This window comes from Rhizobium sp. NLR22b, assembly GCF_019685295.1.
GTDB lineage: Bacteria > Pseudomonadota > Alphaproteobacteria > Rhizobiales > Rhizobiaceae > Rhizobium.
The window spans coordinates 218,081-233,003 of sequence record NZ_JABDWM010000003.1; the positions used below are offsets into that span (position 1 = coordinate 218,081).

Consider the following 14,923-nt stretch of genomic DNA (forward strand, 5'->3'; position numbering starts at 1 on the left):
CACCAGAATTGCGCCAGCCCGATGCTTGTGACGTCGCGGCTGGCGCATTTGCGTCTGCTTGCAGCAAAAGGGCGTTTTTATGATGCGTCAGGGGTGTGATCGGAGGTGCGGTCAGGCCCAGAACTGATCCAGCCACAGATTGAGCTTGTCAAAGCCGCGGTTGTTGACCGCGTAGATGCGTTTCGTACCTTCCGAGGTCACGGAGACAAGATTGCTGTCGAGCAGTGCCTTCAGGTGCTGCGAGACAGCGGGCCGACTGATCGGCAGGCCCTCGGCAAGCTCGTTGACCGTGCGCGGCGCGCGCCGCAATTCCTCCAGCAGAAAGCGCCGGTTCGGGTCGGCAATCGCAGAGAAGGGGTCCGTGTTCGACATGGCAGAAACGCTACGTCAAACCGGCCGTTGCAGCAAGGAAATTGTGCATTGCAGCGTACTGCCGCCCTTACCAGCCGAGGCCCTCGCGTATGATCAGAAAGGCCGCGATCAGCGCCATCGCATACATGAAAGGATAAAAGATCTGCGGCTTCATGCGGCGCACGCACCAGGCCCCGGCAAGGGTGGCGAGCGGCGCGAAAGGCAAGAGCGTGGCGGAGGTCGCAAGGTTCTGCGTGTCGAGCTGGCCGAGGGCAAAGTAGGGAATGAGCTTGATGGCGTTGAGGATTGCGAAGAAGCGCACGCTGGTGCCGGTATATTCGCGCGGCTCCAGTTTGAGCGGCAGGGCATAGATCTGAAACGGCGCGCCGCCGGCATGGGCGACGAAGCTGCCATATCCGGAAAACGTTCCCCAGAGGGCGGCAGCGACCGGCCGCTGTCCGTGCGGGGGGATCGTCTTGCTGGCGCCGGGGCCGAAATTGTTCCAGAAATAGCGCAGGCAGAAGAGGATCGTCACCGCGCCGATGACGACGCGCAGGACATTGCCGGGAACAAGCGCCGAGGTCGCCCAGCCGAGGGCAATGCCGAGAATTGCGCCCGGCAGCATGATCTTCAGCGTCGCCCAATCGCCATGCCTGCGCCAGATGACAAGCGAGATCATGTCCATGAAGACCAGGATCGGCAGCAGGATTGCCGCCGCCTCGAGCGGCGAGACGACCAGGGCGAGGAAGGGCAGGCCGATCAGCGACAAAGCGTCGCCCATGCCGCCTTTTGCGAGACCAACAAGCAGAACCGCGGGCACGGCGGCGTAGTAGAATGACAAGTCCTGCGGCATGCTTTCGACGTCCTCCTCTTGCAAGCCTCCTCTAACGGAACTACTCACACAAAACGAGTGCGGATCCGTCTTTTCGAGAAGGGAATTCGCAGGAAACGGAAAGACCTCATGACCGAACCCGAAAACCGCTGTCGCCTGGTGCTCATCGTCCCTGATATTGCCGACGCCGATGAACAGGCAAGGATCGTCACCGATGCGCTGAAGGGCGGCGATGTCGCCTCCGTCATCGTGCCGCAATACGGGCTCGACGACGGCGCCTTCCAGAAACATGCCGAAAAGCTGGTGCCAGTGATTCAGGATGCGGGGGCCGCCGCGCTGATTGCAGGCGACAGCCGCGTGGCGGGACGGGCGAAAGCCGATGGCCTGCATATAACCAGCAACGCGCAGGCACTGTCGGAGGCGATCGACAAACACGCTCCGAAGCTGATCGTCGGCGGCGGCAATGCCAGCGACCGGCACAATGCGCTGGAGATCGGCGAAGTCAGGCCGGATTATATCTTCTTCGGCAAGCTTGATGGGGATATCAAGCCGGAGGCGCATCCCAAGAACCTCGCGCTCGGCGAATGGTGGGCCTCAATGATCGAAATCCCCTGCATCGTCATGGGCGGCACCGATCCCGCGTCGGCTCTTGCCGTTGCCGAGACCGGAGCAGAGTTCGTGGCGCTGCGGCTGGCGGTGTTCGGGGAGCCCGGCCGAGCGCCATCCATCGTTGCCGAGATCAATGCTCTGCTTGACGAAAAAGCGCCACGGTTTGAGGATTGAAATCCCGCTCATGCCGATCCTGCCCGCCCGCCCTTTGAAATATCTGCTTGCCAGCATAGTCGCCCTCACTGCGGGCGGGTCTGATATCGCTGTGGCGCAGGCACCGGACAGCGTCATCAGCCAGCCCGGCGCTGCGCCGGCGTCAAGCTTTCGTACCGACCGGCACACCAACGGGGATGTGAAGCCCTCGGACGGTGTCGGCGTTTTCGATCGCATGGGCGCGAAGCTGCCCGACCTCCCGCCCGAGAAAGATTACAAAGGTCCGATCGACGAGGCGTACGGCGCCTATCAGCGCGGCTATTATCTGGCGGCGATGGACAAGGCGCTGCCGCGCGCCCAGCTCGGCGATCCGGCGGCGCAGACGCTGATCGGCGAAATCCTCTCGCAAGGCCTCGGCGTCAAGAAGGACGTGAAAGGCGCTGCCTTCTGGTACGGCAAGGCGGCCGAAGGCGGCGATCCTGCGGCGATGTTCAAATATGCGCTCATGCTGATGGAAGGCCAAGGTGTGCCGCGCGACAAGGTCAAAGCCGACGACTATATGCGCAAGGCGGCCGAAGCCGGCAATCCTTCGGCCGAATTCAACTGGGCGCAGATTGTTGTCGCCGACAATCCCGGCGAAAAGGGGCTGAAGCTCGCGCTACCGTTTTACGAGAAATCGGCCGAGCAGGGCATTGCGGATTCGCAATATGCCGTGGCGCAGATCTATGCGACGCTGAAGGATCTGCCGGAGGAAAAGAAGCAGCTCGCCCGCGAGTGGATGGCGCGCGCCGCGCGCGCCGGCTTCGACACAGCCGAGCTCGATCTCGGCATCTGGCTCGTCAACGGCGTCGGTGGTCCCAGGGATTACGTCAAGGGTTTCGAATGGCTGAAACTTGCCGCCAATGGCGGCAATGTCGTTGCCCAGAACAAGCTTGCCCATCTCTACATCAACGCCATCGGCACGCCGCCGAATCCGATCGAGGCGGCGAAGTGGTATGTGCTGTCGCGCCGTGCCGGGCTTGCCGATCCAGCGCTGGAAGATTTTTATCTCGGGATCGAGGACGATCAGCAGAAGGCGGCGATCGATGCCGCCAACAAATTCCGGCGGCGATAGCCGCCGCGTGTTTCATTCTCTAAAGCATGTCGCGGTCCTTCAGATTCGCTTATCATGCTCTCGGTCTTTGGTTTTCCGCATGTCTTTATCGCAAACCGATGCACAGTTTTGCGAGACATGCGCTAGAAAAGCGCGTCGGCGAAAAGATCCTCGTCATTTTCGGTTTTGGCGGTCTCCGCGGGCGCTGGAATGTTTTCATTGCTTGCCGGGATGATGTCGCGATGAATGTTTCGCTCCTGGACCATCGTGTAGAGCTTGAAGATCTTGCGGTCGAGCGGTGCGATGGCCTCCGCGAGATCAGAAATATCGGCGACATCGATGCCGGCGACGCCTTTGAGCACATCGGCGCAGCGGGCAAGGACATCGCCGAGTTCGTGCTGGAAGTCGAGCTTGCCGATCAGCAGGCCGATCTTGGCGGCAACCTCGCGGCCGTTTTCGGCGAGCACCTTCAGCTCGTTTTCCATGACATTGGCCGCGGAACGGATGTTGCCGACAGCCGAGGTCAGGCTCTCGTCCAGTCCGCCGGCCGCAGCGTCCGTGGCGGGAGCCACGCGCCCGGCAGCGGCTTCGAGCGCCGGCAGGCCGTTGACGATGGCGTCGGCGGATTCATCGAGCTTGCCGGCGAAGATGCGCAGCTCGGCGGTGACGACATTGATCGACTTGCCTTCCTCGCCAAGCCGGCTGCAGCGCAGATTGGTGTTCAGAGCCATGTAATGGATGTCGGTCCTGACAACGCGGATGTTGACGATGGCTTCGGAAAGCTTGGCGGCCGTGCCGATCGTCGAATGGCTTACCTGGTCAGCCTGCCGGCTTGCCGTGTTAACCTGCTTGACGATCTCGTGGGCGGCGGAAACGCTGGATTCCAGCGCGCGCATGAAATTGCCGCCGGCTTCGCCGCTTTCGGTGCCCATTTGATCGCGCAGTTTGAGGATTTCCCGCATGTCATGGTCGAAACTCGCAATCGTCTTGACGACGTTTTCCGAATCCCGCTGGAAATTGATCCACATGTCGTTGATCTGCGCCGCGGTCAGATGGTGAACGACATTCTGAAGACGCTGGCGCGCACCGGCATCGAGCCTGGCGCCATCTTCGCCCGCGAGGAAATCTTCAAGCATCGAAAAGGTTGCCTGTACATGTTCGATGCGCTGACGGGTGATGTCGCCGATCTGCAGGGCCGATAGAGTCGAGCTGACCTTGCTCTGGACGCCGCGTGCGATCGCGCCGACCTCGCGGGCGAGGACACCGAGGTTTTTGCGGTGTTCGGCGATCTTGGCGGCATCGTCGCGCAGGGCTCCGGCGACGGCCGGAACGGTATCGGCGTAGCTCCTGGAAACGTTGGCTCCGAAGGAGGCGGCGAATTTGACCTCTTTCTCAAGGCTGTCGAGATGGGCGGCGAAACGATTGACCTCATCGGTGCCCGAATAGATTCGTTCCAGAATCTCCTGAGCAAAGCCGGCGAATTCGGCGAGGCCGGCGCCAGTGATCTTGACAGTCACGGCAAAGGTTCTGAGATAGCGCATCGTCTCCTGCATGTCGGCGACGTGTTTGCGCAGATCCCTGCCGGTGTGCGCCAGCGAGATGAGCGCCTGCTGGCGATTTTCTTCGGTGACCGGCAATGCAGTCAGGATTTCCACGGTGGCGCGGAGATCGGCGCCGGTATCGCTCGCCTCCTTGTCATCGAGTACCTTGGCGACACTTTCGAGCGAGTTCAGCAGACGGTTGAGGACATCCATCACCGACAGCAGCACCGCCCCGCCCGCGAGAAATCGCTCCTCGACTTGGCTGCGGGCGGATTCCAGGATCTGACTGATCTCCCGCCCCGATGTGTAGGCTGCAGCGTTGGATGTTACCAGAGCGTGTGCCACATTTATTACCTTTTCTTAAAACGCAGGCCATTTGACTCTATTTCTACGGGCAGGATGGAAATGTCCGGTAAACGCCCCAGACTCGCCTGCGTTGTGATTAATGAAAGGTGTGAGACGGGGCGGCCGGTGCACCGCATGCCGAAAGAGATCATTTAAGGTTCTGTTTTTACTTAATTTATCTCTAAACATTGAGAGAGCGGTACAACTTATCCTGGATAAGAATTGGGAGTCGCGGACCGCGTTGTACGTCGGTTTTATACAACCCCTGTTTACGCTGCATTAACGCTGTCGTGAGAGTCCTCTTAGGGTCACAAGTATTTCTCGGGCCCAGGAGGCTGCATTGGATACTCAGAGCCAATATTGTGAATCTATAAATTTACCGGGTGTGCTAAGCATCCGCCATGTGGCCGAGCTACATTCGAAGCTTAGTGACGAGTTTAACAGTAAAGACGACATTGTCGTTAGCGTTATCGCTGATGCTGAAGCTGACCTCAGTTTCATACAGCTTATCGAGGCCGCACGTCGCCAAGCAAAGTCTGACGGAAAGACGTTCAGGCTTTTTTCTCCCGCCAGCGGCTCAGTGCTGAACGTACTTGAGCGTGCCGGTTTCATCGAATCCTTCGATCAAGAAGACTTAAAGTTCTGGTTGCATAAAGAGGTGACATTATGAGTGCCAACATTCTGACGGTAGACGATTCCGCCAGCATCCGTCTGACAACAAAGGTCACCCTGACCAATGCCGGTTACAGCGTCACCGAAGCGGTGAACGGGGCTGAAGGTCTTATGGCGGCCAAGGCCAGCAGCTTCGATCTGATCGTAACCGATCTCAACATGCCTGTTATGGACGGGCTGACGATGATCGAAGAACTGCGCAAGCTGCCGGCGCAGGCCGGTGTTCCGATTATCTTTCTAACGACGGAATCTGACGCCGATCTCAAGGCACGTGCCAAGGCCGCCGGCGCGACCGGCTGGCTGACCAAGCCGTTCGACCCGGAAAGTCTCGTGAAGATCGTGAAGAAGGTCCTCGGCAGATGAGTACGCTCGACCCCGTCGCCGTATTCCGCATGGAGGCTGCCGAATGCCTCGAAGCGATCGAGGCCGGTCTTCTCGACCTCACTCACCAACTCGACAATAAGGATCTCGTCGACGCGGTATTCCGCGGGCTTCACACGCTCAAGGGATCGGGCGCGATGTTCGGTTTCGAGGCGCTGGCGGCCTTCACCCACCATTGTGAAACCGCTTTCGACCGCGTCCGAAAAGGCGAGGTCGCGGCGACCAGCGAACTTGTCGCCGCCGTTCTCGCCGCCCAGGACCATATGCGTGCCCTCGTCGACCAGCCCGACGCCGATTACGGCGATACCGGGCATAAGCTTCTGGCACAACTGCAGTCCGCGGTCGGCGCCGAGGCTGCGGCGCCCGCCACAGCGACAGCCGCCGTCGCAGCGCCCGTGCAAGGAGCGTCGGCGAACAAGACGAAGAACAGCTGGCGCATCCGATTCAGCCTGCCGGCCAATGCGATGGCCAACGGCACCAATCCGCTCGGTCTGCTGGACGAACTGCGCGATCTCGGCGAATGTACCGTACGCGCCGACACTTCGGCCATTCCGCCTCTCGACGAGCTCACTTCGACGGAACTCTACATTTCCTGGGATGTGACGCTGATGAGCGAACAGGACCGTTCGGCGATCGACGATGTCTTCATCTTCGTGCTCGACGACATGGAACTCAGCGTCGAGGAGATCGGCAGTGCAGCAGCGGCAACGGCCGCTCCGGCTGTAGCAAGGCCGGCGCCTGCCGCTGCCGCCTCAGTATCGCCACCCCCTGTCCCGGCGGCTGGTGTGCCGGAATTCCGTCCCGTCGAAGCGGTTCCCGTCAGGCGTGAGGGGCCCGCTGCCGTCAGCCAGGCGAAGGCTGCCGAGAACGTGCGCGTCCCGGCAGAGCGCTTGGACGAACTGATGGACCGTGTCGGTGAGCTCGTGATCGCGCAATCGCGCCTCAGCCAGCTCGCCAGCGCCAGCACCGATATCGCATTGCGCTCCGTCTCGGAAGAAATCGAACGTCTGTCCGGCGAATTGCGCGACACGATGATGGTGCTGCGCATGGTGCCCGTTGCGACCCTCTTCTCCCGCTTCCGCCGCCTTGTGCACGATCTTGCCCGCGAGACCGGCAAGGTGATCGAGCTGGTGATGGAGGGCGAGAGCACCGAGGTCGACAAAACGGTGATCGAGCGGCTGGCCGATCCGCTGGTGCACCTGGTGCGCAACTCGATCGATCACGGCCTCGAAGTACCCGCCGACCGCCTTGCGGCCGGCAAGGCCAAGGCCGGCACGATCACGCTTTCGGCCCGTCAGGCCGGTGGCGAGGTGATCATCTCGATCAAGGACGACGGCCGCGGAATCAACCGTGAACGGGTCCGCGCCAAGGCGGAATCCTCCGGCCTCATCCATCCGGGCCAACCGCTTTCGGACCCCGAGCTCTTGCAACTGATCTTTGCTCCCGGCTTTTCGACGGCCACCGCGATCACCAATCTGTCCGGCCGCGGCGTCGGCATGGACGTGGTCAAGAAGACGGTTGAAGAGCTTCGCGGCGCAATCGATATCGTCAGTGTGCCCGGACAGGGTTCGGAAGTGTCGCTGCGCATTCCGCTGACGCTTGCCATTATCGACGGCCTGCTGGTGCGTGTCGGCTCGGGCCGTTACGTCATCCCGCTTTCGGCCGTCGAGGAATGCCTCGAACTGTCGCTCGAGGAGGATCTGCGCTCGCGCGGCCGTAGCTTCATCTCGTTGCGCGACAGCCTGGTGCCGTTCCTACGCCTACGCGATCTTTTCCGCACCGGCACGAAACCCGATGTGCACCAGAAAGTCGTGGTCATCTCGACCGGAACCGAGCGCGTCGGCCTCGTCGTCGACCAGATCATCGGCGACCACCAGACGGTCATCAAGTCGATGTCGAAACTGCACAATGACGTGGCGACCTTTTCGGGCGCCACCATTCTCGGCGACGGCAGCGTCGCACTCATTCTCGACGTCGGGCACCTGGTTGCCGCGGGTCAGCAACAGGAGGCGCAATTGCGGGTAGCAGGATGAGTGCAACAGCAGCAGCCGAACGTTTCGACAATCATTGGAGCTATGCCGAGGAAGTCGAGGTCCTGACATTCGATCTCAACGGCGAGACCTTCGCGCTGGAAGCGGTCATCGTCCAGGAAATCCTGGACCTGCTTCCGGAGACCGCGGTGCCGGGCAGTCAGCCCTTCGTCGCCAGCGTCATCAACTTCCGCGGCAAGGTCATACCGCTCGCCGACCTGCGTCTCGCCTTCGGGATGGAGGCGGAGGAGGCAACGATCGATAGCCGTTTCATCGTCATCGAGATCGATCTCCAGGGCGAGCCGACGCTCGTCGGCCTCAGAACCGATAAAGTGAACGAGGTGACGACGCTCGCAAAAAACGCGAGCGAGGCGCCGCCGAGCGTCGGGATGCGCTGGCGCGCCGACTACATCAACTGCCTGGTGAAGAGGGGCGGAGAGTTCATCATTCTCCCGAATCTGCAGGCGATTTTTTCATCCAGGCATGATGCGGCGGGAGCCGGCAATTGACGCAGATGGATTCAACTTGGGGTTAAACCGATGCGACTGACAATCAAGACGAAGCTGGTGACCGCGTTCACCTTCATCATCCTCATGCTCTTGGGCACCGCCGCTTACGGTATCTTCAGCCTCGGGTCGCTGAATGATACGATTGGCAATCTCCTCGCCGGCCCGGCAGCCCGCCTCGATCTTGCGCAGCAGATCAACATCGCGCAGCTCGAAGCGATCCGCCAGCAGAAGAACCTGCTTAATGCCCGTGGCGCCGATGAAGCGGCCGCGGCGATCGACAAGGGCAATCAGGCCCGCAAGGACTTCAGTGATGCCTTCAATCAAGCGTTGGCGCTTGCCACGGAGGAAGGCAAGGCGCGTTGGGCTCGTATTGCCGAGTTTTCGAAGTCCTTCAACGCAGCTGACGACCAGATCCGTGACTACGTGAAGACCGGCAACGTGGAAGGTGCAAACACCGTCTCGATCACGACCGCGCGCGCTGCCGCCAACGGGATCGACTCGACGCTCGCCGAAATTCTGGCGCTTGAGAAGCAGCGCATGAAGGCCGCCGACGCCGGTGCCGACGCGCAGTATGAGACGACACGCACGACGATGGTCGCCGTCGCTGCCGTGGCACTACTGATTGCCGCGATAACCGCCTTCTGGATCGCCAGCACGATCAGCAAGGGCCTCAGCCGCGCCAACACCGTGGTTCGCGAAGTGTCTGAAGGCGACCTGACGAAAATGGCCGATATTACGAGCCATGACGAAATCGGCGAGCTTCTGGGTAATGTCAACGTCATGATCGAACGCCTGCGGGGCGTCGTCGCCGACGCGATCTCGGCCGCCGAGAACGTCTCGTCCGGCAGCCAGCAGCTTTCGGCAAGTTCCGAACAGGTGTCGCAGGGCGCGAGCGAACAGGCGGCTTCTGCCGAAGAGGCGTCCGCCTCAATGGAAGAGATGGCCGCCAATATCAAGCAGAACGCCGACAATGCCGCCCAGACGGAGAAGATCGCCCGTCAATCCGCCAAGGATGCGGAAGCCAGCGGCGAAGCGGTAACCCGTGCTGTCGACGCCATGCGCACGATTGCCGAGAAGATCGGCATCGTGCAGGAAATCGCCCGTCAGACCGATCTCCTGGCCCTCAATGCCGCCGTCGAAGCGGCACGCGCCGGCGAACACGGCAAGGGTTTTGCGGTCGTGGCCTCGGAAGTGCGCAAACTTGCCGAGCGTAGCCAGTCGGCAGCAGCCGAAATCAGCTCGATGTCGAGCGATACCGTCAAGGCCGCCGCCGATGCCGGTGAGATGCTCGGCCGCCTGGTGCCCGACATCCGCAAGACGGCGGAACTCGTTTCCGAGATCAGCGCCGCCTGCCGCGAGCAGGATATCGGCGCCTCTCAGATCAATGAGGCGATCCAGCAGCTCGACAAGGTGACGCAGCAGAATGCCGGCGCCTCGGAGCAGATGTCGGCAACGTCCGAGGAACTCGCCGCTCAGGCGGAAGAATTGCAGACGTCGATCGCCTTCTTCAAGGTCGATACGACGGGCAGCACGCGGCCCGGCGCCCAGAAGATGCCGTCGAAAGGCCCAACCAAGGTGGCCAAGGCCCCGGCCCGCAAGCCTGCACAGCAGGCCCAAAGCCAGGGCCGCGGTCAGACGGTTTCGGCTCAGCAGCAGCGTCTCAAAGGCTTTGCTCTCGATATGTCGATGGGCGGTCCGGACGCCAGTGACGATGATTTTCGGGAAAGCGCGTAGGCGTTCCTGGGGACGCGCATAGCGTTCCCGGCGAGGCACCTGAGCGCCTTCGCCCTCATCGGATATCTCGGGCCACTCCCGTGGCCCGAGGTGGAAATATCCCCAACGCGTGTAGGCGTTGGCGCTGCGACCGATCGATGTCCGGCTGCCGGGAAGTGAATGCAGTCGCTTTCCCTCTTTCAGACACATCACTCTGAAGTTCGGCGTTCCCAGACCGGAACGTCTCTCTATCCAATCGTTTTGGCGCATAAAACGGGGTATCACATGCGTTTCACTATCAAACTGAAATTGGGTCTCGCTTTCGGGATCATGACGCTGCTGCTGATCGGCATTGCAGTTTATGGAAGCTTTAGCCTCGGCACATTGAACGAGGCGAGCGGCAACATGATCGACGGCCCGATGCGCCGGCTGGAACTGGCGCTGAACGCCAACATCGCCGAAGTCAACGCCATTCGGGCTCAGAAGAACGCGCTGCTTTCCACCGATCCGGACACGGCCGCCGGCTTCTACAAAGAGGCCGACCAGAACCTGCAGGCCATGTTCGACGCTGTCGACGCCGGCTTGGCCATCGCCTCTCCGGAAGGCAAGCCGCATTGGGAGAAGCTGCGGAGCGTTGGCGGGAAATTCCGCGAGAAGTCCGCCGAGCTGCAGCAACTCGATGCCAGGGGTGATAAGGCATCCGCGCTCGCGCTTTCACTTGGCGATCTCCGGGCGATGACCGGGGACATGGGCGATGCGATTGCCGCCCTCACGGAGATCCAGCGCAAAGGCATGCAAGCGACCGATCAGTCGAACAGCGATCTTTACAATTCGACCAAGCTCATCCTCACCACAGCATCCGGAATCGCCGTGCTTATGGCCCTCGGCGCCGCATTGTGGATCACGCTCGGCATCAACAATGGTCTGAGGAAGATCACGAGCGTCGCAAACGCCGTGGCAATCGGCGATCTCAATCAGAAAGTCGACGTCAGGACCAATGACGAGATCAAGGACCTCATCGATACGGTCAACACCATGACCGCCAATCTGCGATCGACCGCCGCCCTTGCCGACCAGATCGCCATGGGCGATCTGACCACCGATGCCAAGCCTCTCTCGGACAAGGACGCGCTCGGGATTGCGATGCAGAGCATGATCGCCAATCTGAGGACCACGGCGGGGATTGCCAACCAGATCGCCAATGGCGATCTCACTGTGTCTCCGAAGCCGCTCTCCGACAAGGATGCACTGGGCCTTGCGCTGGAGCAGATGGTTGAGCGGTTGCGCGGCGTGGTCGCAGACGCGATTTCGGCCGCCGAAAATGTTTCGGCCGGCAGCCAGGAGCTTTCGGCAAGTTCCGAACAGGTGTCGCAAGGCGCCACCGAGCAGGCCGCGTCGGCCGAAGAGGCGTCGGCCTCGATGGAAGAGATGGCCTCGAACATCAAGCAGAATGCCGACAATGCCGCGCAGACGGAAAAGATCGCCCGGCAGTCTGCAAAGGATGCGGAAGCCAGCGGCGAGGCGGTGACGCGCGCCGTCGACGCCATGCGCACGATCGCCCAGAAGATCGGCATCGTGCAGGAAATCGCCCGTCAGACCGATCTGCTTGCCCTTAATGCGGCGGTGGAAGCAGCACGCGCCGGCGAACACGGCAAGGGTTTTGCGGTGGTGGCCTCGGAGGTGCGCAAGCTTGCCGAACGCAGCCAGTCGGCCGCCGCCGAAATCAGCGCCATGTCGAGCGATACCGTGACAGCCGCTCAGGAGGCCGGCGAAATGCTGGGCCGCCTGGTGCCCGACATCCGCAAGACGGCGGAACTCGTTTCCGAGATCAGTGCTGCCTGCCGTGAACAGGATATCGGTGCGGCCCAGATCAACGAGGCGATCCAGCAGCTCGACAAGGTCACGCAGCAGAACGCCGGCGCCTCCGAACAGATGTCTGCAACTTCAGAGGAGCTCGCCGCGCAGGCGGAAGAACTGCAGACGTCGATCGCCTTCTTCAAGGTCGATACGGCAGGCAACCGCCAGTCCCGCGCGCCGGCCGTCAAGATGACGGTACGGGGTGCAGCTCCCACCGCTGCGCGCAAGCCTGCGGCCAAGAAACCGGCTGCCGGCAGCGTGGCCGCCCAACAGGCTCGTGCGAAGGGGTTTGCTCTCGACATGTCGATGGGCGGACCAGATATTGCGGACGAAGAATTCCGCGAGAGCGCGTAGTGCTCTTCGGACACAGGACTGGGGCCGCGGCGACAGCGGCCCCAGCATCGAACCGGTGCATGGACGCACTTGGTCATGCCGGCTCTGCCGGCAACGCATGAAGCGTTTTCACGACGGCACTATGTGCGATTTCGCGGAATACCCGCTGCGGTACTAACGAGGGCTTGAAATGCGCTTCACAATCAAACTCAAACTAAGCTTGGTATTCGGTTTCATCGTTCTACTCACGTGCGGCATGGCGGGTCTTGCGATCTATACTCTTTCGGCGTTGAACAGTGAGATATCGATCATGGTCGCCGGTCCGGTCGCCAACCTGCGCGATTCTGGCGATCTTTCCGATGCCGTCATGCGCTCTATCCGCGCCGAAAAGGACGCGATCATCAATACGGATCCGGTCAAGATTACAGGCTATGTCGAGGAAATTGCGCAACAGCACGAAGTCATCAAGACACTGCAGGGCCGTCTTGCCGCCTCGAACGATGCGGAGATCAAGAAGGAGATGGCCAAGTTCGGTGATCTCTATAGTAAATGGACCACGTTGCAGGATCGCATCGCCGGTCTCGCCACCGAGAATACGACGGAATCAAATGCTCAAGCCGGCGTCATCTCAATGGGCGAAGGGCAGCAGGCGACGGCCCAGCTGCTCGGTATTCTCACCAAGCTGAACGACACCGTGACAGCCAATCTCGCGGAAACGGATGCGGCCACCAACGAGCAGTATGCCCAATCCCGTAATCTGCTTGTCATGATGACGGTGGGTTTGATCTTTGTCTCGTCGGCGGCCGCGATCTGGATCCTGCTTAACATCTCCCGCGGCCTCAAGCGCGCCGTCAACCTCGCCGACGCGGTCAGCATCGGGGATCTCGAGCAGAAGATAGAGCATAAGAGCAATGACGAAATCCGCGATCTCGTCGATTCGATGAGCAGGATGACGGCAAATCTGCGCAACACCGCGACGATCGCCAACCAGATTTCGAACGGCGACCTCATGGTATCCCCGAAGCCCCTTTCAGAGAAGGATACGCTCGGCATTGCGCTCGAACAGATGGTCGAGCGGCTGCGCGGCGTCGTCGCCGACGCGATCTCGGCAGCCGAGAACGTCTCGTCCGGCAGCCAGCAGCTTTCGGCAAGTTCCGAACAGGTGTCGCAGGGCGCGAGCGAACAGGCGGCTTCGGCCGAAGAGGCGTCGGCCTCGATGGAGGAGATGGCCGCCAATATCAAGCAGAACGCCGACAATGCCGCCCAAACGGAGAAGATCGCGCGGCAGTCGGCCAAGGACGCGGAAGCGAGCGGTGATGCGGTGACGCGTGCCGTGCAGGCGATGCGGACTATTGCCGAGAAGATCAGCATCGTTCAGGAAATCGCTCGTCAGACGGATCTTCTCGCTCTCAATGCCGCTGTGGAGGCGGCGCGTGCCGGCGAACACGGCAAGGGCTTTGCAGTGGTCGCGTCGGAAGTGCGCAAGCTTGCCGAACGCAGCCAGTCGGCCGCGGCCGAAATCAGCGCCATGTCGGGCGATACGGTCAAGGCCGCCCAAGAAGCCGGCGACATGCTCGGCCGCCTGGTGCCCGACATCCGCAAGACGGCGGAACTCGTTGCCGAAATCAGCGCGGCCTGCCGCGAGCAGGATGTCGGTGCGGCCCAGATCAACGAGGCGATCCAACAGCTCGACAAGGTGACTCAGCAGAATGCCGGCGCCTCCGAACAGATGTCGGCGACCTCGGAAGAACTTGCCTCCCAGGCGGAAGAACTGCAGACCTCGATTGCCTTCTTCAGGGTCGATACGGCAGGCAACCGCCTGTCACGCGCGCCGGCCGTCAAGATGACGGCCCGCAGCCCGGCTCCCAGCGCCGCCCGCAAGCCGGCGATCAAGAAACCGGCGGCCGGCAGTGTCGCCGGCCAGCAGGCGCGGGTGAAAGGTTTCGCACTCGATCTCTCCATGGGCGGTCCCGATGATGGCGACGCCGAATTCAAGGAAAGTGCATGATCATGGCAACGACATCTCTGGAAGCGCAATTCGTGACCTTCAGCCTCGGTGAGGAAATTTTTGCCGTGCCGGTCGAGGTCGTGCGGGAAATCCTCGACTATGCGGAAGCGTTCAAGATTCCGAATGGTCCCGACTATCTGCTCGGCCTGCGCGACGTGCGTGGGCAGGGCGTGCCGACCATCGATCTTCGATTGAAGCTCGGCATGACGAAGACGGTGCCGACGCCACATACGCGGGTGCTCGTGCTCGACGTGCCGATGGAAAGCCGGCTGCTAACGCTCGGCCTCGTCGCCGACCGCGTCTTCGAAGTTACACCGTTCCGGCGTGACCAGATCGAGGCGGCGCCTGACATCGGTGTGCGCTGGCGCTCGGACTATATCGCCGGCGTCGTTCGCCGTGAAAACGGCTTTGTCGTCATCATCGATCTCGCACGTCTCTTGTCGCGCGAGGATGCTTCTGCACTGCAATCGGCGGCATGATCGCGCGTCAACCCGGA

At 61.4% G+C, this 14,923-nt stretch carries 13 protein-coding genes; 10 read left to right on the forward strand and 3 right to left on the reverse strand.

From position 1 onward, the window contains the following. Positions 1-111: 111 nt before the first annotated feature. Positions 112-372, reverse strand: a complete 261-nt coding sequence (locus HJC00_RS07135) for a helix-turn-helix transcriptional regulator (protein WP_003552646.1) — start codon at positions 370-372, stop codon at positions 112-114. A 67-nt stretch (positions 373-439) separates the two neighbouring features. Next, positions 440-1,204 (reverse strand): sulfite exporter TauE/SafE family protein, encoded by a 765-nt coding sequence (locus tag HJC00_RS07140; protein ID WP_210629886.1) that lies wholly within the window; start codon positions 1,202-1,204, stop codon positions 440-442. Positions 1,205-1,312: 108 nt separating this feature from the next. On the opposite strand from HJC00_RS07140, the gene HJC00_RS07145 reads away from it, so the two are divergent. Both HJC00_RS07145 and HJC00_RS07150 read left to right on the forward strand, forming a co-directional pair. Continuing rightward, positions 1,313-1,966: a thiamine phosphate synthase gene (locus tag HJC00_RS07145; protein WP_221154578.1), complete on the forward strand. Its 654-nt coding sequence runs from the start codon at positions 1,313-1,315 to the stop codon at positions 1,964-1,966. A 10-nt stretch (positions 1,967-1,976) separates the two neighbouring features. Beyond that, positions 1,977-3,059, forward strand: a complete 1,083-nt coding sequence (locus HJC00_RS07150; RefSeq protein WP_210629888.1) for a tetratricopeptide repeat protein — start codon at positions 1,977-1,979, stop codon at positions 3,057-3,059. Between the two features lie 122 nt (positions 3,060-3,181). Here HJC00_RS07150 and HJC00_RS07155 read toward each other — a convergent pair whose 3' ends face one another. Beyond that, positions 3,182-4,924 (reverse strand): chemotaxis protein, encoded by a 1,743-nt coding sequence (locus HJC00_RS07155; protein WP_221154579.1) that lies wholly within the window; start codon positions 4,922-4,924, stop codon positions 3,182-3,184. A 340-nt stretch (positions 4,925-5,264) separates the two neighbouring features. On the opposite strand from HJC00_RS07155, the gene HJC00_RS07160 reads away from it, so the two are divergent. From HJC00_RS07160 to HJC00_RS07195, 8 genes are all read left to right on the forward strand, one after another. Then, positions 5,265-5,594 (forward strand): STAS domain-containing protein, encoded by a 330-nt coding sequence (locus tag HJC00_RS07160; protein ID WP_210629890.1) that lies wholly within the window; start codon positions 5,265-5,267, stop codon positions 5,592-5,594. Continuing rightward, on the forward strand, positions 5,591-5,959 hold the full coding sequence (locus HJC00_RS07165) for a response regulator (RefSeq protein ID WP_210629891.1): 369 nt from the start codon (positions 5,591-5,593) through the stop codon (positions 5,957-5,959). The genes HJC00_RS07160 and HJC00_RS07165 overlap by 4 nt, the downstream gene beginning before the upstream one ends. After that, positions 5,956-8,010 carry a chemotaxis protein CheA gene (locus HJC00_RS07170; RefSeq protein ID WP_221154581.1) on the forward strand — a complete coding sequence of 685 codons (2,055 nt, stop codon included), beginning with the start codon at positions 5,956-5,958 and terminating at the stop codon, positions 8,008-8,010. The genes HJC00_RS07165 and HJC00_RS07170 overlap by 4 nt, the downstream gene beginning before the upstream one ends. After that, complete coding sequence (locus HJC00_RS07175; protein ID WP_210629893.1) at positions 8,007-8,516, forward strand: chemotaxis protein CheW; 510 nt, start codon at positions 8,007-8,009, stop codon at positions 8,514-8,516. Before HJC00_RS07170 ends, HJC00_RS07175 begins: the two co-directional genes overlap by 4 nt. Positions 8,517-8,546: 30 nt before the next feature. Next, positions 8,547-10,250 carry a methyl-accepting chemotaxis protein gene (locus HJC00_RS07180; protein ID WP_221154586.1) on the forward strand — a complete coding sequence of 568 codons (1,704 nt, stop codon included), beginning with the start codon at positions 8,547-8,549 and terminating at the stop codon, positions 10,248-10,250. A 264-nt stretch (positions 10,251-10,514) separates the two neighbouring features. Beyond that, positions 10,515-12,440, forward strand: a complete 1,926-nt coding sequence (locus tag HJC00_RS07185; RefSeq protein ID WP_221163808.1) for a methyl-accepting chemotaxis protein — start codon at positions 10,515-10,517, stop codon at positions 12,438-12,440. A gap of 169 nt (positions 12,441-12,609) precedes the next feature. Beyond that, positions 12,610-14,427 (forward strand): methyl-accepting chemotaxis protein, encoded by a 1,818-nt coding sequence (locus tag HJC00_RS07190; RefSeq protein ID WP_210629896.1) that lies wholly within the window; start codon positions 12,610-12,612, stop codon positions 14,425-14,427. After that, on the forward strand, positions 14,424-14,906 hold the full coding sequence (locus tag HJC00_RS07195) for a chemotaxis protein CheW (RefSeq protein WP_171049239.1): 483 nt from the start codon (positions 14,424-14,426) through the stop codon (positions 14,904-14,906). Before HJC00_RS07190 ends, HJC00_RS07195 begins: the two co-directional genes overlap by 4 nt. Positions 14,907-14,923: the final 17 nt, after the last annotated feature.

What these genes read in the sequence shown, in the direction of transcription:
- HJC00_RS07135 (WP_003552646.1), bottom strand. Translation starts at nt 372, where the DNA reads ATGTCGAACACGGACCCCTTCTCTGCGATTGCCGACCCGAACCGGCGC.
- HJC00_RS07140 (WP_210629886.1), bottom strand. Translation starts at nt 1,204, where the DNA reads ATGCCGCAGGACTTGTCATTCTACTACGCCGCCGTGCCCGCGGTTCTG.
- HJC00_RS07145 (WP_221154578.1), top strand. Translation starts at nt 1,313, where the DNA reads ATGACCGAACCCGAAAACCGCTGTCGCCTGGTGCTCATCGTCCCTGAT.
- HJC00_RS07150 (WP_210629888.1), top strand. Translation starts at nt 1,977, where the DNA reads ATGCCGATCCTGCCCGCCCGCCCTTTGAAATATCTGCTTGCCAGCATA.
- HJC00_RS07165 (WP_210629891.1), top strand. Translation starts at nt 5,591, where the DNA reads ATGAGTGCCAACATTCTGACGGTAGACGATTCCGCCAGCATCCGTCTG.
- HJC00_RS07170 (WP_221154581.1), top strand. Translation starts at nt 5,956, where the DNA reads ATGAGTACGCTCGACCCCGTCGCCGTATTCCGCATGGAGGCTGCCGAA.
- HJC00_RS07175 (WP_210629893.1), top strand. Translation starts at nt 8,007, where the DNA reads ATGAGTGCAACAGCAGCAGCCGAACGTTTCGACAATCATTGGAGCTAT.
- HJC00_RS07180 (WP_221154586.1), top strand. Translation starts at nt 8,547, where the DNA reads ATGCGACTGACAATCAAGACGAAGCTGGTGACCGCGTTCACCTTCATC.
- HJC00_RS07185 (WP_221163808.1), top strand. Translation starts at nt 10,515, where the DNA reads ATGCGTTTCACTATCAAACTGAAATTGGGTCTCGCTTTCGGGATCATG.
- HJC00_RS07190 (WP_210629896.1), top strand. Translation starts at nt 12,610, where the DNA reads ATGCGCTTCACAATCAAACTCAAACTAAGCTTGGTATTCGGTTTCATC.
- HJC00_RS07195 (WP_171049239.1), top strand. Translation starts at nt 14,424, where the DNA reads ATGATCATGGCAACGACATCTCTGGAAGCGCAATTCGTGACCTTCAGC.